A 22,011-nucleotide genomic window follows, 5' to 3' on the forward strand; every position below is an offset into this window, starting at 1 on the left:
CCTGTTACCGCCGTGAAAGGGCGGTGTCCTAGGCCACTAGACGAAGGGGACACGCTGCTGGCATTACTGCCTGCTTTCACTCCCTGCCGCGTTTCGCTGTGTGCTTTACGCTGCAAGTGGCGCGCATTCTATGGATGCCTTGCAGGGCCGTCAACCCTTTTGTAGAAATTTATTTAAATCAATGACTTCGGGTGTCGCGGCGGGTAGCTGAGAGGGGCGCCCGAGGATTGGCGTTGATTTTCTGACGGTATCGCGGCATTAATGCGCCAGCATGTAGCGGGATTGTAGTTATATGCCAGCTGGCCGATATAGAAAGAGATTTGCCTGCGAGGGCCTCTCGCGAGCAAGCTCGCTCCTACAATTCATGCAATAACCTATTCATGAGGCATTAACGGTGACACCACTTCTGATCACACTGCTCATCGTGGCGGGCATCGCATTGCTGATCGTGATCGGCTACCTCAACAACGTGGTCGAGAACGGCAAGCTCGAGCGCGCGCGGTTGAAGGTCGAGCTGTCCGACCGCCTGCGCCGCTGTGGCGAAATCACCGAGACGTTCCCCGGCCAGTTCATGACCCCGGCGCTGAAGCTGCTGCTGACCCGCCTGGAACTGAACCTCAACCAGCGCCAGTTGAACCTCGACAAGAACAGCGCCGAGATCAAGGCACGCATCGCCGAGCTGGAGGGGCTGATCGCCAAGGGCGAGCAGATTCCGGTCAACAACCCGCCGAGCCCGATCCAGACCGAGGTCAAAGCCAAGGATGTGCGCTTCTTGCTGGAGGCGCTGCACAACCAGATCGTGCGGGCCAACCAGGAAGGTTTCCTCAATACCCAGGAGGCCAAGTATTGGGTCAAGGAAATCCGCCATATCCTGGTACTGCTGCACATCGAGTTCTTCAACAACCTCGGCCAACAAGCCCTCCAGCAGGAGCAGCCGGGGCAGGCGCGACTGGCGTTCGAGCGCGGCGTGCAATACCTGCGCAAGCAGCCGGAGCCCAAACAGTACGAAGAACAGCTGAAATACCTGGAAAAGCTGCTGGCCCGGGCCAATGCCCAGGTGCTGGACAAGATGGAACCAGCACAGGACGAGCACAACGAACTGACCGATGGGCTCAAGACCGATGAAGACGAGACTTGGAAGAAGCGGGTGATCTACGATTGATCCACCGCCACTGCCCCTCGAAACAAGAAGCAACGCAGGCACGAGAACAAGCCGCAACCACACGCCTCCGACTCGAGGTACCGAGGCGTGTGGTTACGTTGAGTCAATTTGCAGCGATCACGCTCTGCCGCTGCCGACCCAGCAACGCACGGCCACGGCTTGCGCTTGTAGCCCGATAAGTGACATACGTATCGATCTGATCGCGCACCGCAGAGTTATCACCCCCACCCGCTTGGTCTCCCCAGCTGATCACCCGGCCATCCCGCCGCAACGCGACAAAACCATGGGTATTGGCGTAAAGCGCCTGGATGTCCACCAACTCACTGGCTACCGGGGTAGTATCACCACCGACCGTAGTGTCGCCCCAGGCTTTTACCGTACCGTCCTGGCAGAGCACGGCGAAAGCATGAGAGGACCCGACTACTTGCGCCACGTTGACCAGTTCAGAAATTTCAGCAGGTGGTGTACCTCCAGAGCGTTCCGCGCCCCAGGCCACCACGCTGCCGTTACGGCGTACTGCCGCAAAAGCACTCGATGTGGAAACCACGTCGATGACGTCGGAAAGCACCTCGATTTCCGCAGGCAGGGTGCCTCCCGCGGTATTCGCGCCCCAGGCCACCAAATGCCCGGTTACTCTTTGCGCGACAAAGGCCTCAAGGTTGGAGCAACATAGTCGGACGATATCGGTATAGGGGGCCACCGGATCAGCATTACCGCCGCTGTCCCCTTCCCCCCAGGCCACCAGTGTGCCGTTAGTACGCCTGGCAGCGAATGCAGCAGAATTTCCCATCACATCTTCGATATCAGTTAATGCCAGGATCTCTTCCGGCACAGTGCCACCGAACGTTCTCGCCCCCCATGCCACCACCTGCTTCCCATTGCGCAGTGCAGCGAATGCGTTGCTCGCAGCGACAACCCGCACAATGTCGGTAAGCGCAGCAATCGGTTCAGGCACGGTTGCGCCAACGCCGCTCGCCCCCCCGCAACCACAGCACCTGTTTCCTTGATACCGGCAAAGGCTTGCGCATTGCCGATGACCTCGCGGAACCCTTCTGGCGAAACCTCGCCCAGGTCTCCACCTTCAGTGGGAACTCCCCACACCACAATGCTTCCATCCGCCCGACGCGCTGCGTAGGCACCGGATGTACAGCTCACCTCGACCACGTCATCGAGCGTTCTGATCACGGTTGGAATAAGCCCGCCATTGCCTGCGTCGCCCCAGCCCACTACGCGCCCATCGTTGCGCAATGCAACAAAAGCTCCAATTCCGGTCGGTGAACTCATATATATACCATTGCCGATGATATTCGCTGGATTCAATGTGACCAGATCATGCTCGGCGCGTACTTGCAGAGGCAGATGCGGCTGACTGTCTAGCCATTCTCCCGCACTGCTCCATTCAGGGGACCCGCAGTATCGCCATTCAGCCATGATCGGTTGGCCCGTATCAGCCTGGTAAGCCCGTAGATATCGAGAGGCATATGCAGCTCGCTGGGCGCTACGCGTATGCCGGGCCCCCAAAACCTGCAGCAGTCCTTTCCCGACAGTAGCTCGCACATCGTATTCGACAGTACCAGTGGACTGCTCAGGCGGGTTGCCGCCTGGCTGCACGAAATAGGTTACCCCAATGCTGCCATTTTCATTGGCCTTGATGACGGAGTAGTCAATCTTGAACCGCTGTTCGCCCGGTTGTATCACGCTGTGCGTCTTACTGTCCGAGTACGCGCCCATCACTGCGATACGCACCTGGTCCTGCGCTTGCAAATTGGCACTGGCGGCGATGAACACCGTTGCTCCTTGCGTGACAAGGTCGAGATCGATCCCCCCCTCTTCCGTGGCTTCTTCAATGATCAGATCCGGAAGCGCTGGGGTCAGGAGTTTATTTTCAGCCATGATGATTTCCTCATATCCAATTAACTTTCCGGCCTGAATTCAGGCCGCACGATGCCCTGCGCAGCGGGTCTCGCTGCACTTTTTCTCAGGGTTCATATGAATTACGGCTTACAGACTTCGCCACCCGTCAATGTTCGGTCGATATAGAACAAAGCCCGTGACGACTTACCGTAACCTCCCGCCAACTTAAACAATTGGTAGCTAATGATGGCGGATGCTTCCTTAACCATCGGTTCGATATGCTGGTCGTAGTGCAGTACCGTGACCTCGAAGCCCTATATACGCTCGCCCAGGGCCGGATGGTCGTCAGGTAGCGGATTATGCTCAGACCAATAGAAAACCGCCTTGTCGAGCCCGCGCATGCCCAGGTAGCTCAGCACCTGCGCAGGTACTTCGCCATGTTGGGTGAGGTAGTCGTCGGTGATGACGCCGTACAACTCATCAGGGAACACCTCGTGTGGGACCGTGAGGCGTTTATCTACGGGGTCGATCGGTGGCCAGAACTCCTGGCGGGCGACAGCGAGGAAATCTGCACCCTCCGGGCGCCAGCCCAACTCCAGCGTGTGGGAGTACGCGGGGTTCTGTGAAAAGTCCCTCTCCGGCACGATGACTTCCAAGTCGTCGTCAAGGGCCGCTCTCGTCAGGATCCCCTGAGGGTTCTCTGCATCGTTCTCGTCACGCACGATCGCGGGTACATCGGGTTCTTTGTAATTGACATGCGTTGGCCAGCTATCGGCAGTTTTCAGCATGTTCACGATGGCCCCCTCGGGTCGAGTAGCGAGTCTCGGAGGGCTGCAATGTTGTAGCCCACCAGTTGCCGCCATTGGACACTCAAGGGGAAACTTTGCAAACTGACAAAAATGCTAGGTAGGTAAAACAACAGGCCCCGCAGGGCCCGTCATTTCGAGCAGAAAGGATCTGTCATCGGTTCAGAATGGTGGGCAGTCAGTCAACTCCAGAAAGATCGCCGCCAACCGCTCCAGCCCCAGCTGATCCGCCTCACTGAAACGCGCAAGCTTCGGGCTGTCGAGGTCGAGCACGCCAATCAGCCTGCCCTCCTTCACCAGCGGAATCACCAGCTCGCTGTTCGACGCGCTGTCACAGGCGATATGCCCCGGAAACGCATGCACATCCTCCACCCGCTGGGTCTGCCGGCTGGCGGCCGCAGCGCCGCACACACCCTTGCCGAAAGCGATGCGCACGCAGGCCACCTGGCCCTGGAACGGGCCAAGCACCAGCTCCTCGTTGCGGTTGAGGTAGAACCCCGCCCAGTTCAGGTCGTCGACCTGGCTATAGAGAAACGCCGAGAACTGCGCGGCGTTGGCGATGAAGTCGCGCTCGTCGGCGAACAGCGCCTGGACTTGCGCCGCCAGCAGCGCGTAGCCACCGAGGCCTTCGCCACTGGCATTGAGGTCGATCATTTACTTTTGCTCCAGCAATTGCAGCCCGACCCAGTAGCGGGCGAACTGATAGGCACAACGGCCATTACGGTTGCCGCGCCCGGTTGCCCAGCGCACGGCGAGGATGTCGAGCGCTTCGGTTCGTTCCCAGCTCAGGCCCGCAGGGCGCGCCAGCTGGCCGATCCAGTGCTCGACCACATTGAGGAAATGCTCTTGGGTGAACGGGTAGAACGACAGCCACAGGCCGAAGCGGTCGGACAAGGCGATCTTGTCTTCCACCGCTTCGCTGGGATGCAGTTCGCCATCGACCCGTTTCCAGTTCTCGTTGTCGCTCTCCTTCTCCGGCACCAGGTGGCGGCGGTTGGAAGTGGCGTACAGCAGCACGTTGTCCGGCGCCTGCTCCAGCGAGCCGTCGAGCACGCTCTTGAGGACCCGGTAGTCGCCCTCCCCGGCTTCGAACGACAGGTCGTCGCAGAACAGGATGAAGCGCTGCGGCAGCTTTTGCAGTTGTTCGACGACGCGCGGCAGGTCGGCCAGGTGGTCGCGCTCGATTTCGATCAGGCGCAGCCCGGCGCCAGCATGCTCGGCCAGCAGCGCACGCACCAGCGAGGATTTGCCGGTGCCGCGCGAGCCCCACAGCAGGGCGTGGTTGGCGGGCATGCCGTTGATGAACTGGTGGGTGTTGCGGCCCAGCTGCTCGACTTGTTTATCGACGCCGATCAGGTCGGACAGGCGGATGTCCAGGCTGACCTCGAGCGGCAGCAGATAGCCGCTGCGGCCATCGCGCTGCCAGCGCGCGGCCAGGGTGGTAGCCCAGTCGATGTCCGGGCGCGGTGCCGGCAACAGGGGTTCGAGACGTGCCAATACGGATTCGGCGCGTTCCAGGAAAGCATTCAAGCGAGCGTCCATGACGACTCCTACAAATTCGGATGTGGGGCTGCCTGTGCCGGCCTTTTCGCGGCTAAAGCCGCTCCTACAGGAACTGCACAATCCCTGTAGGAGCGGCTGTAGCCGCGAAAAGGCCGGCATAGGCAATAGAGCAATCAAGGCTGAATGTGCGACAGACCCGCCAGCAGCCGGGGTTGATCGGCTATGCTTGCGCAGCGCAAGGGACGTGAAACCGGCTCGGGACTCATGGATATCAAGTTCACCAATCGCCTGTCATACAAGCAAGCCCGGTTGACAGTCCTGGTCGGCTTCATCCTGGGAACATTGCTCAGTCTCATCCAGATCGGCATCGATTATGCCAGCGAAGACGCGTCCATCAACCGTGAAGTGCAGGCATTGCTGCAAATCAGCCAGAACCCGGCCGCCCGCATCGCCTACAACATCGACTCGGAACTGGCCCTGGAACTCACCCGCGGCCTGCTGCAATCGCCAGCGATCATCCACGCCCGGCTGATCGACAACAACGAAACCGTGCTGGCCGACGTCGAGCGCCCGCCCCTCGAAGACCGCTACCGACCGCTGAGCGACTTCCTGTTCGGCGAGCAGCGCCAGTTCAGCGAACGCCTGTATTTCGCCCACATGCCCGAGGACTATCTGGGTACCCTGTACCTGGACGTCGATACCTATGCCTTCGGCAGCCGCTTCCTCGATCGCGCCGGGGTCACCCTGCTCAACGGCTTCGCCCGCAGCCTGGTGCTCACCGGCATCCTCCTGGCGCTGTTCTACATCATGCTGACCAAGCCTCTGGTCAAGGTGATCGGCGCCCTCAGCAGCGGCGACCCGCGCCAGCCCCGGCAGAACCGCGTGGAGTGCCCACCGGGCCACGAGCATGACGAGATCGGCGTGCTGGTCCAGGTCGCCAACCAGCAGTTCGTCAGCATGGCCACCGAGATCCAGCAGCGGCGCACCGCAGAGAACCGCCTGACCCAGTACCTCAACGAGCTCGAAGACATCGTCTCGGCACGCACCAACGAACTCAAGGCCAGCAACAGCCGCCTGAGCCAGTCCAACCAGGAACTCGACGACGCCCGCCAGCGCGCCCTCGACATGGCCCAGGCGCGGTCGGCGTTCCTGGCCAACATGAGCCACGAGATCCGCACGCCGCTCAACGGCATGCTCGGCATGATCGCCCTCGCCCTGGACAGCCCGCTGGCCAGCGAGCAGCGCCAGCAACTGTCGATCGCCCACGACTCGGGCAAGGTGCTGGTGGAGTTGCTCAACGATATCCTCGACCTGTCCAAGTTCGATGCCGGGCAGCTGGAGCTCGAACGCATCCCGTTCGACATGGGCGCCATGGTCGAGGACACCGCCAACCTGCTGTCGCAAAACGCCGCGCAAAGCGTCGAGCTGACCTGCCTGGTGGCCGAGCATTTCCCCAGCAGCGTGCTCGGCGATCCCACGCGGGTGCGCCAGATCGTCAGCAACCTGGTGTCCAACGCCCTCAAGTTCACCCGTTTCGGCCGTGTCGATGTGCGCCTGGCGCCAATCGTCGGCGGGGTGCGCCTGGAGGTGTGCGACACCGGCATCGGCATCCCTGAGGACGCCCAGGCGCGGATCTTCCAGCCGTTCACCCAGGCCGGTGCCGGCATCACCCGCCAGTATGGCGGCACCGGCCTGGGCCTGGCCCTGACCCGCAACCTGTGCAAGGCCATGCACGGCCACCTGCATATCCAGTCGGAACCTGGCTTCGGCAGCCGCTTCTGCGCCGAGCTGCCACTGTTGCCGCACACCCCGGCCATCGCCCCCGCCGCACTGCAAGGTCGGGTGGCGAACCTGAGTGCGGTCGGCAGTGGCCTGCACGAACTGCTGCACGCCCTGCTGCCGCGCTGGGGCCTGTCCTACCAGCGTTTCGACAGCCCGGCCGAGTTGCCTGGCCAGGCCATCGACCTGCTGATCACCGATGACCTCGACCACCTGTTCGAACTGCGCCCGGCGCTGACCGCGCCAATCCTGCTGGTAACCGCCTACGGCAACTTCCTGCCGGCCGAGCAGACCCTGCCGCTGGCGCCGCTGCACCAACTGGCGCGGCCGCTGGCGCGCAACGCCTTGTACCAGACCCTGCGCCGCACCTTGCAAGGCTTCGATCCCGAGCACCCGCTGGCCAACCCCAGCGGCGAGGCACTGCCGGGGCGGGCGCGGGTGCTGCTGGTGGAGGACAACCCGGTCAACCAGTTGGTGGCCAAGGGCATGCTGGCCAAGCTCGGCTGCCAGGTGCAGTTGGCGACACAGGGCGCCGAAGCGCTGGCGCTGCTGGAGCAGGACACCTTCGACATGGTGCTGATGGACTGCAACATGCCGGTGATGGACGGCTACGAGGCCAGCCGACAGATCCGCCAGAGCGGGCGCTGGCCAGACCTGCCGATCGTCGCGCTCACCGCCAACGCCATGCCCGAGGAGCGCGAGCGCTGCCGCGCCGCGGGCATGGACGACTACCTGGCCAAGCCGTTTCGCCGAGAAGAGCTACTGGCGCTGATCGACCACTGGGTGCCGCTCAACGGCTGAGCAGGCGCTCGATGTCGGCTTCCAGGGCCTGGGGCTTGGTGCTCGGTGCATAGCGCTTGACCTGGCCGCTGGCCGGGTCGACCAGGAACTTGGTGAAGTTCCACTTGATCTTCTGCGTGCCGAACACGCCCGGCGCACGCTGCTTGAGCGCGACGAACAGCGGGTGCGCAGCGGGCCCGTTGACCTCGACCTTGCGAAACAGCGGGAAGCTCACGCCGAAATTGCGCTCGCAGAACTGCGCGATCTCGCGCGCCTCGCCCGGCTCCTGCTTGCCGAACTGGTTACAGGGGAAGCCCAGCACCACCAAGCCGCGCTCGCGGTATTGCTGCCATAGCTGCTCAAGCCCCTTGTACTGTGGGGTGAAGCCGCACTGGCTGGCGGTGTTGACCACCAGCAGCGCCTTGCCGGCGAAGTCGCCGAGCTTCTTGTGCTCGCCCGCCAGGGTCACGCAGGCGATGTCCTGCAGCGACGTGGCCATGCTCAGGCCCCGGCTCGCGGGGTGAAGTCCAGACACACCGAGTTGATGCAATAGCGCAGGCCGGTGGGGGGCGGCCCGTCGGGGAACACATGGCCCAGGTGGGCGTCGCACTGGGCGCAGGTGACCTCGGTGCGGATCATGCCGTGGGAGGTGTCGCGGATCTCGATCATCGCGCTCTGCTCGATCGGCGCGTAGAAACTCGGCCAGCCGCAGCCGGAATCGAACTTGGTGGCGCTGTCGAACAGCGCCAGGCCACAGCAGATGCAGGTGTAGGTGCCGTCGCGCTTCTCGCTGTTGTACTTGCCGGTGAACGGCCGCTCGGTGCCCTTGAGGCGGCAGACCTGGTACTGCGCCGGGTCGAGCATCTCGCGCCATTCTTCCAGGGTTTTTTCGATCTTTTGCATGTGGGTACCTCGGCAGGCTGAATTTCACCTCGCGCCGTCTTTTCCCTGGCGCGGGCGGCACGTATATTAGGTGGCTTCGTGTGCAAGGCTCCAAGTCTGGCACCCGCGCCCCGCCCTTTCAAACCTTTCGACGGCGGCGCACCGCGTATTCTCAATCGGGATCACATCATGCAGTTCAGCAAATCGAACAAGCTCGCCAATGTCTGCTACGACATTCGCGGCCCGGTGCTCAAGCACGCCAAACGCCTGGAAGAGGAAGGCCATCGCATCCTCAAGCTGAACATCGGCAACCCGGCACCATTTGGCTTCGAGGCGCCGGACGAAATCCTCCAGGATGTGATCCGCAACCTGCCCACCGCCCAGGGCTACAGCGACTCCAAGGGCCTGTTCAGCGCGCGCAAGGCGGTGATGCATTACTGCCAGCAGAAGGAAATCGCCGGCGTCACCATCGAGGACATCTACCTCGGCAACGGCGTCTCCGAGCTGATCGTCATGTCGATGCAGGCGCTGCTCAACAACGGTGACGAAGTGCTGATCCCGGCGCCGGACTACCCGCTGTGGACCGCAGCCGTGAGCCTGGCCGGCGGCAAGCCGGTGCACTACCTGTGCGACGAGCAGGCCGACTGGTTCCCCGACCTCGAGGACATCAAGGCCAAGATCACCCCGAACACCAAGGCCCTGGTGATCATCAACCCGAACAACCCGACCGGCGCGGTGTACTCCAAGGAACTGCTGCTGGGCATGCTGGAGCTGGCGCGCCAGCACAACCTGGTGGTGTTCTCCGACGAGATCTACGACAAGATCCTCTACGACGAAGCCGTGCACATCAGCACCGCCTCGCTGGCTCCCGACCTGTTGTGCCTGACCTTCAACGGCCTGTCCAAGTCGTATCGGGTGGCGGGCTTCCGTTCCGGCTGGCTGATCATCTCCGGGCCCAAGCACCACGCCCAGAGCTACATCGAAGGCATCGACATGCTGGCCAACATGCGCCTGTGCGCCAACGTGCCGGCCCAGCATGCCATCCAGACCGCCCTGGGCGGCTACCAGAGCATCAACGACCTGGTGCTGCCGCCCGGCCGCCTGCTCGAGCAGCGCAACCGCACCTACGAGCTGCTCAACGACATCCCGGGCGTGAGCTGCGTGAAGCCGATGGGCGCGCTGTATGCCTTCCCGCGGATCGACCCGAAGGTCTGCCCGATCCTCAACGACGAGAAGTTCGCCCTCGACCTGCTGCTGTCCGAGAAGCTGCTGATCGTCCAGGGCACCGCGTTCAACTGGCCGTGGCCAGACCACTTCCGCGTGGTGACCTTGCCGCGGGTGGATGACCTGGAAGCGGCGATCGGAAGGATCGGGAATTTCCTGCGGACTTATTCGCAGTAATTGCTTGCCCCGCGAATGGGCCGCAAAGCGGCCCCCTGCAATCTCGCAGGACATTTCTTACATCCTGCAACGCTCTACCTCACAGCCCGCGCCCTATCCTCTGCCATACTCCGCCGTACACAGTTTGAAATAGTCCGTGGATTGAAACCACGCGACCGGCCCCTTATATACCCCGCAGTAAGCAACAAACCCTTCCGTCAGGAGAACGTCACAACCATGATGCGCATTCTATTGTTTGTAGCCACCAACCTCGCGGTGGTGCTGGTTGCAAGCATTACCCTGAGCCTGTTCGGCTTCAACGGGTTCATGGCCGCCAACGGAGTCGACCTCGACCTCGGCCGCCTGCTGATCTTCTGCGCCGTGTTCGGCTTCGCCGGTTCGCTCGTCTCGCTGTTCATCTCCAAGTGGATGGCGAAGATGACCACCGGCACCCAGATCATCACCCAGCCACGCACCCGCCACGAACAGTGGCTGCTGCAAACCGTCGAGGAGCTGTCGCGCGAAGCCGGCATCCGCATGCCCGAGGTGGGTATCTTCCCGGCTTACGAGGCCAACGCCTTCGCCACCGGCTGGAACCGCAACGACGCGTTGGTGGCGGTGTCCCAGGGCCTGCTCGAGCGCTTCTCGCCCGATGAAGTGCGTGCGGTGCTGGCCCACGAGATCGGCCACGTGGCCAACGGCGACATGGTCACCCTGGCGCTGGTGCAGGGCGTGGTGAACACCTTCGTGATGTTCTTCGCGCGCATCATCGGCAACTTCGTCGACAAGGTGATCTTCAAGAACGAAGAAGGCCAGGGTATCGCCTACTACGTGGCGACCATCGTCGCCGAGCTGGTACTGGGCATCCTCGCCAGCATGATCGTCATGTGGTTCTCGCGCCGCCGCGAGTACCGTGCCGACGAAGCCGGCGCGCAACTGGCCGGCACCGCCGCGATGATCGGCGCGCTGCAGCGCCTGCGGGTGGAGCAAGGCCTGCCGGTGCACATGCCCGACACCCTCAAGGCCTTCGGCATCAACGGCGGCCTCAAGCATGGCCTGGCCGGCCTACTGATGAGCCACCCGCCGCTGGAAGACCGGATCGAGGCGCTGCGCCGTCGCGGTTGATGCAGTACAGGTGCAGAAAGGGCGACTTCGGTCGCCCTTTTTTATAGGCCTGTGCCGGCCTTTTCGCGGGTAAACCCGCTCCTACAGGGCGATGCAGTCCTGTGTAGGAGCGGGTTTACCCGCGAAGAGGCCGGCACAGACTTGCTCAGAACCCGACCCGGTACACCCGCTCCACCACGCTAGGCACCCCAGCCTGAAGGAATTTCGGGCTTTCCTCGATCACTTCACGCTCATCCAGCACCTGCACCTCGCCCCGTGCATAGCCGCTGCGCACTTCGCCATCGACCACGGCAAACGGCGGCCCATCGAGCAACTGTTGATCGTAGTCCATGGTCAGCAACAAGCCCTGGCAACCGGCAGGTAGCACCGTGCGCAAATGTGCCTTGTAGCGCTCCCGCATCGCTGCCGGCAAGGCGATCAACGCCGCGCGGTCATACAGCCCGGTGCAATCCCCGACATCCTGCGCCTGCAAGGCAAAGAAATCGCCACACCAGACCTCGATCTGACCACCGTGCCAGACCTCGAATGCACCGTGCTGCAAGATCTTTGCCTGCAGCCCCTGCTCGCGGAAGAAATCTTCCACCGCCCGCCGCGAAAGCTCCACGCCCAACACCCGATGCCCCTGCCCTGCCAGCCAGGCCATGTCCACGCTCTTGCCACACAGCGGCACCAGCACGCGGGCACCCGCAGGCACGGCAAGCTTGTGCCAGTGCGCGATGAGGAATGGGTTGACGTCTTCCCGATGGAAACCGATCTGGTTATCGGCCCACCGCTTTTGCCAAAACGCTGGATCCATGATCACTCCCGATTTTTAGATGGATTAAGGGCAAAACTTGATTTGGATTTCGATCGATACCTGACCGAAGATGATCACATCTTAAACCTTCAGGACCGCCACCATGCTCCCCAGCCTGTTCATTTCCCATGGTTCGCCCATGCTCGCCCTGCAACCTGGTGCCAGCGGGCCGGCACTGGCCGGGCTGGCCAACGCCCTGCCACGGCCCAAGGCGATCGTGGTGGTGTCGGCGCACTGGGAAAGCCAGGAACTGCTGGTGACCGGCGCCGCGCAGCCAGAAACCTGGCATGACTTTTATGGTTTTCCGCCTGCACTGTACGCAGTGCAGTACCCGGCGCCGGGCGAGCCTGCCTTGGCCAGACGGGTCAGCGAATTGCTGCAGGCCCGTCTGGACCCGCAACGACCCTTCGACCACGGCGCCTGGGTGCCGCTTTCATTGATGTACCCCGAGGCGGATATACCGGTCATCCAGGTGTCGCTGCCCAGTCGCCTAGGCCCAGCCTTGCAGGTCCGGGTAGGCCAGGCGCTCGCGGAGTTGCGTAACGAGGGTGTTCTGTTGATCGGTTCAGGCAGCATTACCCACAACCTGGGCGAGCTGGACTGGCATGCCGGGCCGGATGTGATCGAGCCGTGGGCGCTGGCGTTTCGGGATTGGGTGGTGGAGCGGCTGGAGGCAGATGACCAGGCGGCGTTGCTGGATTACCGCAAGCAGGCGCCGTTTGCGGCGCGCAACCATCCCAGTGATGAGCATCTGCTGCCGCTGTTCTTTGCCTTGGGAGCTGGGGGCAGGTTCGGGATCGTGCACCAGGGGTTCACCCTGGGGGCGTTGGGGATGGACATTTACCGGTTCGACTGAAGGGCCTCTTCGCGGCGGTTCGGCGCCCCGATAAACCCGCTCCTACACAGGCGACGCGCCCCTGTAGGAGCGGGTTTTACCCGCGAAGAGGCCGCTACAGGCAAAAAAATCCCCGACCTAGGCCGGGGATTTTTCATTGCTGCAGAGGATCAATCCTCGCGGTAGCGACGCAGCTTCAGCTGCTTGCCAGCCACGCGGGTGTCCTTGAGCTTGGTCAGCAGACGCTCCAGGCCATCTTCCGGCAGCTCGATCAGGCTGAAGCTGTCACGCACCTGGATACGGCCGATGGCGTCACGCGCCAGGCCACCCTCGTTGAGGATCGCGCCCAGCAGGTTCTTGGCGGCGATGCCGTCACGGGCACCCAGGGCGGTACGGCAACGCACGCGGCCTTCGGCCAGCGGCATCGGCGCACGGCGCTCGCGGTCACCGCCACGGTCGCTGCGCTCGCCACGCTCGGTACGCTCGCCACGTGGGGCGAAGCTCGGCACCAGCGGCTGCTCACGCTCGACCGACGGCAGGTCCAGGGCCTGGCCGTTGGTGGCCTTGCGCAGCAGGGCCGAAGCCAGGGCGCGGGCGCTGCAGCCGAGGTCGGCGGTCAGGCGGTCGAACAGCTCGCCATGGGTGGCCTCGGCTTCAGCCACCAGCGGCGCCAGGCTCGCGGTCAGCTTCTTGATGCGGGCGTCCAGCACGGCCTGGGCATTCGGCAGGCGCGCTTCGGCGACCTTCTGCCCGGTTACACGCTCGATCACCTGCAGCATGCGGCGCTCGCGCGGGGTGACCAGCAGCAGCGCACGGCCTTCGCGACCGGCACGGCCGGTACGGCCGATACGGTGCACGTAGGACTCCGGATCGTACGGCATGTCGACGTTGAACACGTGGGTGATGCGCGGTACGTCCAGGCCACGGGCGGCGACGTCGGTGGCGACGACGATGTCCAGGCGGCCATCCTTGAGCGAGTCGATGACGCGCTCACGCTGGTTCTGGGCGATGTCGCCGTTCAGCGCGGCAGCCTTGTAGCCCTTGGCTTCCAGCGCGGCCGCCAGGTCCAGGGTGGCTTGCTTGGTACGCACGAAGGCGATCAGCGCGTCGAATTCCTCGACTTCCAGCAGACGCAGCACAGCCGGGATCTTCTGGTCGGCATGGACCATCAGGTGGGCCTGGTCGATCGCGGTGACGGTCTGGGTCTTGCTCTGGATCTTGACGTGCTTGGGCTCGCGCAGGTGACGTTCGGCGATCGAGCGGATCGACGACGGCAGGGTGGCGGAGAACAGCACGGTCTGGCGCGAAGCCGGGATGGCATCGAAGATCACTTCGAGGTCGTCCATGAAGCCCAGCTTGAGCATTTCGTCGGCTTCGTCCAGTACCAGGTACTGCACGGTGGACAGGACTTTCTCGTCGCGACGCAGGTGGTCGCAGAGACGGCCCGGGGTGGCCACGACGATTTGCGCGCCGTTGCGGATGGCACGCAGTTGTGGGCCCATCGGAGCACCACCGTACACGGCCACCACGTTAACGCCTGGCATCTGCTTGGCGTAGGTTTCGAAAGCGGTGGCTACTTGCAGCGCCAACTCACGGGTTGGCGCCAGGATCAGGGCTTGCGGTTCGCGCTTGCTCACATCGATCTTGTTGAGGATCGGCAGAGCGAAGGCAGCGGTCTTGCCGGTACCTGTCTGCGCCTGGCCGATCATGTCGTGACCGGCGAGGATGATCGGGATCGATTGTTGCTGAATGGCCGACGGCTCTTCATAGCCGGTAGCCAGAACGGCAGCAACAATGTTCGGATTAAGATCGAGAGCGGCGAAGCCGCCGGTTTCCTGGGTCATGGGTCTGCCTCTAAGTGCATCCGCAAAGACCCATGCTGCAAAGCTGCACATGCCTTGAAAGACCGGAACGGTCACCCAGGCAGCTTTGTCGGCGGGGATTTGCGAAAACGATTGAAAAAGAAAAACTTGGGAAGGTCCGCCTAGCGGACGTGCAGCCGAAGCTGGACTCGGAGGATTTGCACCACCTGATTTTGAGGTCCGCTAAAAGACCGGCGCGTACTATACCTGAATTGCTAGGAGACAGTGAGGAAATTTTTTGCGCTTGAAGGCCATCATCAGGCCACCGGTTCCTAGGCGCTGAATCGATTCTTTCAAGTGAGCCGGTGTCGCCTGGTTCGCGGGTAAACCCGCTCCTACACGATCACCGCCCCTGTAGGAGCGGGTTTACCCGCGAACCAGGCGACGCGGTGCTGCTTCAGGTCGCCGGGCGAATCTCGCGGATCAAACCTTCAAGGTTATACCCCAACCGCGGCGCCAATGCCTCGGCCCGCGCCCGTAGACCGTCCAGGTCCAACTCCTGCTCCAGCTCCGCCGGCACCAGCAGGATGACGTTGCCCTCCTTCACCGGCAGTTCCCAGTAATGCCGGTGATACAACCCGCGCAGCAACGCCGCACCCAGCGGCCGGCCATCGTCACCGGCCCACTGGTTGATCACCAGCCAGCCACCAGGGTTGAGCTGCTTCTGGCAGTTGTCCAGGAAACCCCAGGCCAAGTGCCCGACACCCGGCCCGTGGTCGGTATACAAGTCGACGAACAGCAGGTCGGTCTTCTCGGCCGTGGGCAACAGCTCCAGGGCATCGCCAATGCGCACGTACAATCGGGGATCGTCGTCCAGGCCCAGGTATTCCATGGCCAGGCGTGGCACGTCCGGGCGCAGCTCGATGGCCTCGATGTCCTCGAGCGGCAGGAACTTCATGCACGCCTGGGTCAGCGTGCCGGCGCCCAGGCCCAGGAACAGCGCGCTCTCCGGCTGCTCATGGCACAACGCGCCAACCAGCATCGCGCGGGTGTAGTCGTACTCCAGCCAGCTGGGATCGGCGGTGAACACGCAGCTCTGCTCGATGGCCTCGCCAAACTCGAGAAAGCGATAGTCCTCCACCTCGTACACGCTGATGACACCGAAGGCATCCTCGACCCGGGCCAACAGCCGCTCTTCCCGCTCCGTCGCCATGTGACTCGCCACCTGCCCGCGCAAAACCGGCATTGTCCGTCAACGCCCCGGATGCAACAAGCACGGCGCCAGCTGATACCATGGCAGGGAGCCTATTCCCGACCGTATCGAGCCCGTGATGAACCGACCGTGGAGCCCCGACAGCTGGCGTGCCCTGCCGATCCAGCAGCAACCGACCTACCCCGACGCCGAGCACCTGCTGCGGGTCGAGCAGACCCTGGCCAGCTATCCGCCGCTGGTGTTCGCCGGCGAGGCCCGCGAGCTGCGCCGGCAGTTCGCCGAGGTCACCGAAGGCCGCGCCTTCCTGCTGCAGGGCGGCGATTGCGCCGAGAGCTTCGCCGAATTTTCGGCGGCGAAGATCCGCGACACCTTCAAGGTGCTGCTGCAGATGGCCATCGTCATGACCTTCGCCGCCGGTTGCCCGGTGGTCAAGGTCGGGCGCATGGCCGGTCAGTTCGCCAAGCCCCGCTCGACGAATGACGAGACCCTGGGCGACATCACCCTGCCCGCCTACCGTGGCGACATCGTCAACGGCATCGGCTTCGACGCCAAGAGCCGCGTGCCCGACCCAGACCGCCTGCTGCAGGCCTACCACCAGGCCACCGCCAGCCTCAACCTGCTGCGTGCCTTCGCCCAGGGCGGCTTTGCCGACCTGCACCAGGTGCACAAGTGGAACCTCGATTTCATCGCCAACTCGGCGCTGGCCGACAAGTACCACCAACTGGCCAACCGCATCGACGAAACCCTCGCCTTCATGCGCGCCTGTGGCCTGGACAGCGCTCCGCAGCTGCGCGAGACCAGCTTCTTCACCGCCCACGAGGCGTTGCTGCTCAACTATGAAGAAGCCTTCGTGCGCAGCGACAGCCTCACTGGCGATTACTACGACTGCTCGGCGCACATGCTGTGGATCGGCGACCGCACCCGCCAGCTCGATGGCGCCCACGTCGAGTTCCTGCGCGGCGTGCACAACCCGATCGGGGTCAAGGTCGGCCCGAGCATGAACCCCGAGGAGCTGATCCGCCTGATCGACACCCTCAACCCGCTGAACGACCCGGGCCGCCTCAACCTGATCGTGCGCATGGGCGCCGGCAAGGTCGGCGACCACCTGCCGGGGCTGATCCGCACCGTCGAGCGCGAGGGGCGCAAGGTGCTGTGGAGCTCCGACCCGATGCACGGCAACACCATCAAGGCCAGCAGCGGCTACAAAACCCGCGATTTCGCGCAGATTCTCGACGAGGTGAAGCAGTTCTTCCAGGTGCACCAGGCCGAAGGCAGCCACGCCGGCGGCATTCATATCGAGATGACCGGGCAGAACGTCACCGAGTGCATCGGCGGCGCGCGGCCGATCACCGAAGACGCCTTGTCCGACCGCTACCACACCCACTGCGACCCGCGCATGAACGCCGATCAGTCGCTGGAGCTGGCCTTCCTGATTGCCGAAACCCTCAAGCAGGTGCGGCGCTGAGCAACGCCCGGCGCAACTGGCTGCCCTCCGTGCGCGGGCAGTTCAGCTGCACCCGCTCAAGGCCCAGCCAGGCGGCCAGGCGCAGCAGGTTGCCAGCCAAGGCCTGGTAGCCCTGCTCATCCATCTCGCCTGGCTGCGCATGCACCGCGTGTACCGCCAGTTGGCCCCGGGCGCGTTCGGCACGCAGGTCCAGCCGCGCGGCGATGCGTTCACGGTACAGGAACGGCAGCACATAGTAGCCGTATACCCGCTTGTGCGCCGGGGTGTAGATCTCCAGCCGGTAGTGGAAGTCGAACAGCCGTTCGGTGCGGCTGCGCTCCCAGACCAGGGAGTCGAAGGGCGACAACAGTGCGCTGGCGTCTATACGGCGCGGGATGCGCGGCGGCCAGCACACGGGCGATCACATCCTGGCGTTCACGACCGAACTGCGCGAGCTGGCGATAGATGCCGCGGCCCTCGGCGGCATGGGCCATGCGCCAACGCAGCAGGGGGTACAGGCCAAGCGGCAACAGCGACGCTTCGTGGCCCCAGTATTCGAACAGCTGGCGCTGGCGGCCACGGCCCCAGGCGAGTTGGTCGAGCATTTGCGCTGGGTAGTCGCCCAGGCGCGAGAACAGGGGCAGGTAGTGGGAACGGACCAGGGCATTGACCGAGTCGATCTGCACGACGCCCAGGCGCTGCAGCATGCGTTTGAGGGCCGGGAGTGTCGGGTTTGATTCGGCGGGTTTGCCGAATCCCTGGGCAGACAAGGCCAATCGCCGGGCCTGGTGGATGGATAGCTTGAGGGGCAAGCCTGATCTCCTTCGGGTGCCTGTAAGGGCCTCTTCGCGGGTAAACCCGCTCCTACAGGGGATTTACGTATCCGTTGTAGGAGCGGGTTTACCCGCGAAGAGGCCCCTACAGTTTTAGCCTATTTACGCAACGGATCATCCCAGAACGGCCGCTCTACCTCTTGCTGGATATCCGCCCGGCTCAATCCCAGGTCAGCCAATGTCGCATCACTGAGGCTGGCCAGCTCGCGACGCTGGCGATACAACTCGTGCCAGCGGACGATACGACGGATCACCACACCCCACAGGTGGGTCAGGGAAAAGGCAGGTTGCTGGATGCTGCTGACAAGACCTTTCATCGTGAAGCCCTCCGTGTTGATGGCTCCAGTCTCGGCCCACGTTTAAGATCAATCCAACGAATGTTTCTGATGCGATGCATCTCGGAGATTGATGCAATGTCCCAGTACCAGAGCCTCGACGCGGACGTGCTGCGCACCTTCGTCGCCATCGCCGAGCAGGGCGGCTTCACCCGCGCCGGCGAGGTGGTCAACCGCACCCAGTCGGCGGTCAGCATGCAGATGAAGCGCCTGGAAGAAGACATCCTGCAGCGCCAGCTGTTCCTGCGCGACGGCCGCCAGGTGCGGCTCACCGCCGAGGGGCAGGTACTGCTGGGCTATGCCCGGCGCATCCTCAAGCTGCATGGCGAGGTGTTCAACACCCTGCGCATGCCGCACATGGTCGGCCTGGTGCGCATCGGCACGCCGGACGACTACGCCATGCGCTTCTTGCCGAGCATCCTCTCCAGCTTCGCCCAGGCCTACCCGCTGGTGCAGGTGGAAGTGCATTGCGACTCGTCGAAGCAACTGATGCTGCGCCAGGACCTGGACCTGACCATCGTCACCCGCGAGCCGGGCAACGAGGTCGGCCAGCTGCTGCGCCAGGAGCGCCTGGTGTGGGCCGCCGCCGAAGGCTTCTGCCCGCACGAGCAACGGCCCATCCCCCTGGCGCTGTTCAATAGCGACTGCTTCTGCCGGGCCTGGACCTGCAATGCCCTGGAGGCCCAGGGCATCGACTACCGGATCGCCTACACCAGCCCCAGCCTGGCGGCGATCTTCGCCGTGGTCACGGCGGGGCTGGCAGTGACCGCGCAGCTGCAGAGCCTGATCGGCGGCAATGTACGAATACTGGGGGAAAGCGAGGGGCTGCCGCAGTTGCCGCTGGCCAACGTGATGCTGCTGCGCAATACGCAAAGCCAGTCGCCGATCACCGATTGCATGGCTGACTATATCGTCGAAGGGTTCCTGTGAAGCTGGGGGCGCTTTGCGCCCCATCGCGGCACGAGGCCGCTCCTACAACGGATCACGACCCCCTGTAGGAGCGGCCTTGCGCCGCGATGGGCCGCAAAGCGGCCCCGACGCCCTCAAAGCTCATACGCCAGCATCACCGCGCACACCACCAAAAACACGCAGAACATGCCCTTCAATACCCGCTCGGGCAGCGCATGGGCCAACTTCACCCCCCAACTGATGCTGAGCAGCCCGCCAACCGCCAGCGGCACGCCGACGCTCCAATCCACGCTGTGGTGCAAGCCGTAGGTCACCAGCGTCACCGAAGTGCTCGGCGCCGCCAGGGCCAGCGACAGGCCTTGCGCCACCACCTGGGTGGTACCGAACACGCTGGTCAAGATCGGCGTGGCGACCACGGCGCCACCGACCCCGAACAAGCCGCCCATGGCCCCGGCGAAACTGCCCAGCACGCCTAGCCAGGGCCACGGATAGCGCAACTGTTCACTGGCCGGTGCGACCTTGAGGAACATCCGCACCACGTTCCATACCGCCAGCGCCACCAGGAAGCCGACGAAGCCCAGGCGCATGGAGTGCGCATCCAGCCCCACCGCCCAAATCGACCCCAACCAGGCGAACAACAAGCTGCACAACGCCAGCGGCAGCGCATGGCGCAATTCGATGCGGATGCGCTGGTGATAGCGCCACAGCGCCAGCAGCACGTTGGGTACCACCATGACCAACGCAGTCCCTTGAGCCACCTGCTGGTCCAGGCCGAACAGCGCGCCGAGCACCGGAATGGCGATCAACCCACCGCCAATACCGAACAAGCCACCCATGGTGCCCAGGCCTGCGCCCAGCACGATATACAACAACCACTCGATCATCAGGGCCTCGTCCGCCATCGGTATCAATGCGAGCATGCTAACGAGTGCGGCCTGGCAGGGAAACGCACAGCAGCGCACAATGGCTTTGCGTTTCATGCATAAGCACGGTTGACCCATGAGCCCCGATACCCTGACCGACCAACTGAGCCTGTTCCTCGATGTGCTGGAAACCGGCAGCTTTTCCGCCGCCGCCCGCCGCCACCCGCTGACGCCCTCGGCGGTGGCCCGGCGCATCGACAGCCTGGAACAGGCCGTGGGCAGCCGTCTGTTCACCCGCAGCACCCACGCCGTGCGTGCGACCCCGGCCGGCAATGCGTTTGCCGAGCGCGCCCGGCGCATCATCGAGGAACTGCGCCTGGCGCGGGCCGAGGCGGTGTCGTTGAGCAACGCCCCGGAAGGCTTGATCCGCGTCGACGCCCCTGCCCCGTTCGGCCGCCGCCACCTGGCACCGGCAATCGCCGACTTCCTGGTGGCCTACCCTGGCCTGGATGTGCAACTGCGCCTGATCGACAGCTTCGTCGACCTGCGCGGCAGCCACCTGGGCGAAGTCGACCTGGTACTGCGCGCCGGCCCTCTGGCCGACACGCGGCTGGTGGCCACGCCACTGGCGTATATGGTGCGCATCGCCTGCGCCAGCCCCGCCTACCTGGCCAGCCGAGGCATGCCCTCGTGCCCGAGCGAACTGGCGGGCCACGATGGCCTCGACTGGGCCGGCCTGGCGCCGCCGTTCGCCTGGCGCTTCAACGTCGACGGCCAGGCGCGCCTGTACAAACCGACCCGCATGCGCATGACCGCCAACAATGCCGAAACCCTGCTGTTCGGTGCGATCAGGGGCCTGGGCATCGCCCACCTACCCACCTGGCTGGTCAGCGAGTACCTGCTACGCGGCGAACTGGTGCCGCTGTTCTGCCAGGACGGCCTGCCCGAAGCGGAAAGCAGCGGCATCTACGCACTGCGCCTCGAACATGAAACGAACTCTCGCAGCCGTTTGCTGCTCGAATTTCTCAAGAGCCGTTTCAGCCCGGTCCCGCCATGGGACCTGGCGCTGCGCAGCGAATTACGTTGGTAGTGAGCGCGCCAACCATCAGCGTGCTAGATTCCCACCTGATCGAATTCAAGGACCTGCATGAACGCCGACATCCAAGCCCCCTGTGACGAGCTGCTGTTGAACAACCAGGTCTGCTTCGCCCTGCACTCGACCTCGTTGCTCATGACCAAGGTCTACAAACCGCTGTTGCAGGCCCTGGGCCTGACCTATCCGCAGTACCTGGCGATGCTGGTGCTGTGGGAGCAGGACGGCCTCACCGTGGGCGAGATCAGCCAACGCCTGCTGACCGACCCGGGCTCGCTCACCCCGCTGCTCAAGCGCCTGGAAAGCGAAGGCCTGCTCAAGCGCACCCGCAGCCGCGAGGACGAACGCGTGGTGCTGGTGCAACTGACCGACAAAGGCCAGGCCCTGCGCGAGGACGCCAAACGCGTGCCGCAATGCATCCTCGAAGCCAGCGGGCGCACCCACGAACGCCTGCGCCAGCTACAGGCCGAGCTGCTCGAACTGCGCGACAACCTGCAAAAAAAGCTCTGACGGCTACGCTGTGAAATGGCCGTTCGGCGGAACGGCAAAATATTTATCTTGCGCACAAACTAATTGCGCACTAAGTTAAATTCCGTATTCACCTGAAGCGCTCTGGA

The 22,011-nt window shown here is 63.6% G+C and carries 20 protein-coding genes and 2 pseudogenes; 9 read left to right on the plus strand and 13 right to left on the minus strand.

All coding sequences use genetic code 11. The features are described 5' to 3' along the window. Window positions 1-394: 394 nt before the first annotated feature. Window positions 395-1,162 (plus strand): hypothetical protein, encoded by a 768-nt coding sequence (locus tag IAE37_RS24100; protein WP_201177658.1) that lies wholly within the window; start codon window positions 395-397, stop codon window positions 1,160-1,162. A gap of 103 nt (window positions 1,163-1,265) precedes the next feature. Here IAE37_RS24100 and IAE37_RS24105 read toward each other — a convergent pair whose 3' ends face one another. The 5 genes from IAE37_RS24105 to IAE37_RS24125 all read right to left on the minus strand — a co-directional run bounded on the left by IAE37_RS24105 (window position 1,266) and on the right by IAE37_RS24125 (window position 5,364). After that, complete coding sequence (locus IAE37_RS24105) at window positions 1,266-1,994, minus strand: hypothetical protein (protein WP_201177660.1); 729 nt, start codon at window positions 1,992-1,994, stop codon at window positions 1,266-1,268. Further along, on the minus strand, window positions 1,970-3,055 hold the full coding sequence (locus tag IAE37_RS24110) for a hypothetical protein (RefSeq protein ID WP_201177662.1): 1,086 nt from the start codon (window positions 3,053-3,055) through the stop codon (window positions 1,970-1,972). The genes IAE37_RS24105 and IAE37_RS24110 overlap by 25 nt, the downstream gene beginning before the upstream one ends. 275 nt (window positions 3,056-3,330) lie before the next feature. After that, entirely contained in the window at window positions 3,331-3,810 is a 480-nt protein-coding gene (locus IAE37_RS24115; protein ID WP_201177664.1) for a hypothetical protein, read from the minus strand. A 174-nt stretch (window positions 3,811-3,984) separates the two neighbouring features. Then, window positions 3,985-4,476, minus strand: a complete 492-nt coding sequence (locus IAE37_RS24120) for a GAF domain-containing protein (protein ID WP_201177666.1) — start codon at window positions 4,474-4,476, stop codon at window positions 3,985-3,987. Then, a complete protein-coding gene (locus IAE37_RS24125; protein WP_201177668.1) occupies window positions 4,477-5,364 on the minus strand; it encodes an ATP-binding protein in 888 nt (295 codons plus the stop codon). It lies immediately after the preceding gene. 183 nt (window positions 5,365-5,547) lie between these two features. Here IAE37_RS24125 and IAE37_RS24130 point away from each other — a divergent pair, with 183 nt between their 5' ends. After that, window positions 5,548-7,905: a hybrid sensor histidine kinase/response regulator gene (locus IAE37_RS24130; protein WP_201177670.1), complete on the plus strand. Its 2,358-nt coding sequence runs from the start codon at window positions 5,548-5,550 to the stop codon at window positions 7,903-7,905. On the opposite strand, the gene IAE37_RS24135 is transcribed toward IAE37_RS24130, so the two are convergent. Both IAE37_RS24135 and msrB read right to left on the minus strand, forming a co-directional pair. Further along, window positions 7,895-8,383, minus strand: coding sequence for a glutathione peroxidase (locus IAE37_RS24135; RefSeq protein ID WP_201177672.1), 489 nt, complete (start codon window positions 8,381-8,383; stop codon window positions 7,895-7,897). The two genes, IAE37_RS24130 and IAE37_RS24135, sit on opposite strands and share 11 nt — an antisense overlap. Window positions 8,384-8,385: 2 nt before the next feature. Then, entirely contained in the window at window positions 8,386-8,787 is a 402-nt protein-coding gene (msrB, locus tag IAE37_RS24140; protein ID WP_201177674.1) for a peptide-methionine (R)-S-oxide reductase MsrB, read from the minus strand. Between the two features lie 168 nt (window positions 8,788-8,955). On the opposite strand from msrB, the gene IAE37_RS24145 reads away from it, so the two are divergent. Together IAE37_RS24145 and htpX are read left to right on the plus strand one after the other, a co-directional pair. Next, window positions 8,956-10,167, plus strand: coding sequence for a pyridoxal phosphate-dependent aminotransferase (locus IAE37_RS24145; protein ID WP_136913535.1), 1,212 nt, complete (start codon window positions 8,956-8,958; stop codon window positions 10,165-10,167). Window positions 10,168-10,383: 216 nt separating this feature from the next. Further along, complete coding sequence (htpX, locus tag IAE37_RS24150; RefSeq protein ID WP_201177677.1) at window positions 10,384-11,271, plus strand: protease HtpX; 888 nt, start codon at window positions 10,384-10,386, stop codon at window positions 11,269-11,271. A gap of 145 nt (window positions 11,272-11,416) precedes the next feature. Here htpX and IAE37_RS24155 read toward each other — a convergent pair whose 3' ends face one another. Further along, on the minus strand, window positions 11,417-12,067 hold the full coding sequence (locus IAE37_RS24155; RefSeq protein ID WP_201177679.1) for a thiopurine S-methyltransferase: 651 nt from the start codon (window positions 12,065-12,067) through the stop codon (window positions 11,417-11,419). A gap of 103 nt (window positions 12,068-12,170) precedes the next feature. Here IAE37_RS24155 and IAE37_RS24160 point away from each other — a divergent pair, with 103 nt between their 5' ends. Next, window positions 12,171-12,923 carry a DODA-type extradiol aromatic ring-opening family dioxygenase gene (locus IAE37_RS24160; RefSeq protein WP_201177681.1) on the plus strand — a complete coding sequence of 251 codons (753 nt, stop codon included), beginning with the start codon at window positions 12,171-12,173 and terminating at the stop codon, window positions 12,921-12,923. Between the two features lie 149 nt (window positions 12,924-13,072). Here IAE37_RS24160 and IAE37_RS24165 read toward each other — a convergent pair. Further along, window positions 13,073-14,780 (minus strand): annotated as a pseudogene (locus IAE37_RS24165) (DEAD/DEAH box helicase). A 381-nt stretch (window positions 14,781-15,161) separates the two neighbouring features. Next, window positions 15,162-15,917, minus strand: coding sequence for a spermidine synthase (locus IAE37_RS24170; RefSeq protein ID WP_201177685.1), 756 nt, complete (start codon window positions 15,915-15,917; stop codon window positions 15,162-15,164). Window positions 15,918-16,035: 118 nt separating this feature from the next. Between IAE37_RS24170 and IAE37_RS24175 the strand changes: the two genes are divergently transcribed. Further along, complete coding sequence (locus IAE37_RS24175; RefSeq protein WP_201177687.1) at window positions 16,036-17,382, plus strand: class II 3-deoxy-7-phosphoheptulonate synthase; 1,347 nt, start codon at window positions 16,036-16,038, stop codon at window positions 17,380-17,382. On the opposite strand, the pseudogene IAE37_RS24180 reads toward IAE37_RS24175, so the two are convergent. Together IAE37_RS24180 and IAE37_RS24185 are read right to left on the minus strand one after the other, a co-directional pair. After that, a pseudogene (locus IAE37_RS24180) lies at window positions 17,363-18,173 on the minus strand (DNA glycosylase AlkZ-like family protein). The gene IAE37_RS24175 and the pseudogene IAE37_RS24180 sit on opposite strands and share 20 nt — an antisense overlap. A gap of 119 nt (window positions 18,174-18,292) precedes the next feature. Continuing rightward, window positions 18,293-18,511, minus strand: coding sequence for a DUF1127 domain-containing protein (locus tag IAE37_RS24185; RefSeq protein ID WP_201177689.1), 219 nt, complete (start codon window positions 18,509-18,511; stop codon window positions 18,293-18,295). A gap of 96 nt (window positions 18,512-18,607) precedes the next feature. Here IAE37_RS24185 and IAE37_RS24190 point away from each other — a divergent pair, with 96 nt between their 5' ends. After that, window positions 18,608-19,459 (plus strand): LysR substrate-binding domain-containing protein, encoded by an 852-nt coding sequence (locus IAE37_RS24190; RefSeq protein WP_201177691.1) that lies wholly within the window; start codon window positions 18,608-18,610, stop codon window positions 19,457-19,459. Window positions 19,460-19,572: 113 nt separating this feature from the next. Here IAE37_RS24190 and IAE37_RS24195 read toward each other — a convergent pair whose 3' ends face one another. Continuing rightward, window positions 19,573-20,322: a sulfite exporter TauE/SafE family protein gene (locus tag IAE37_RS24195; RefSeq protein WP_201177748.1), complete on the minus strand. Its 750-nt coding sequence runs from the start codon at window positions 20,320-20,322 to the stop codon at window positions 19,573-19,575. A 115-nt stretch (window positions 20,323-20,437) separates the two neighbouring features. On the opposite strand from IAE37_RS24195, the gene IAE37_RS24200 reads away from it, so the two are divergent. Continuing rightward, complete coding sequence (locus IAE37_RS24200; protein WP_201177693.1) at window positions 20,438-21,391, plus strand: LysR family transcriptional regulator; 954 nt, start codon at window positions 20,438-20,440, stop codon at window positions 21,389-21,391. Between the two features lie 57 nt (window positions 21,392-21,448). Beyond that, window positions 21,449-21,904 carry a MarR family winged helix-turn-helix transcriptional regulator gene (locus IAE37_RS24205; RefSeq protein WP_201177695.1) on the plus strand — a complete coding sequence of 152 codons (456 nt, stop codon included), beginning with the start codon at window positions 21,449-21,451 and terminating at the stop codon, window positions 21,902-21,904. Window positions 21,905-22,011 lie beyond the last annotated feature (107 nt).

This window comes from Pseudomonas sp. S31 (assembly GCF_016648105.1).
Classification (GTDB): Bacteria; Pseudomonadota; Gammaproteobacteria; order Pseudomonadales; family Pseudomonadaceae; genus Aquipseudomonas.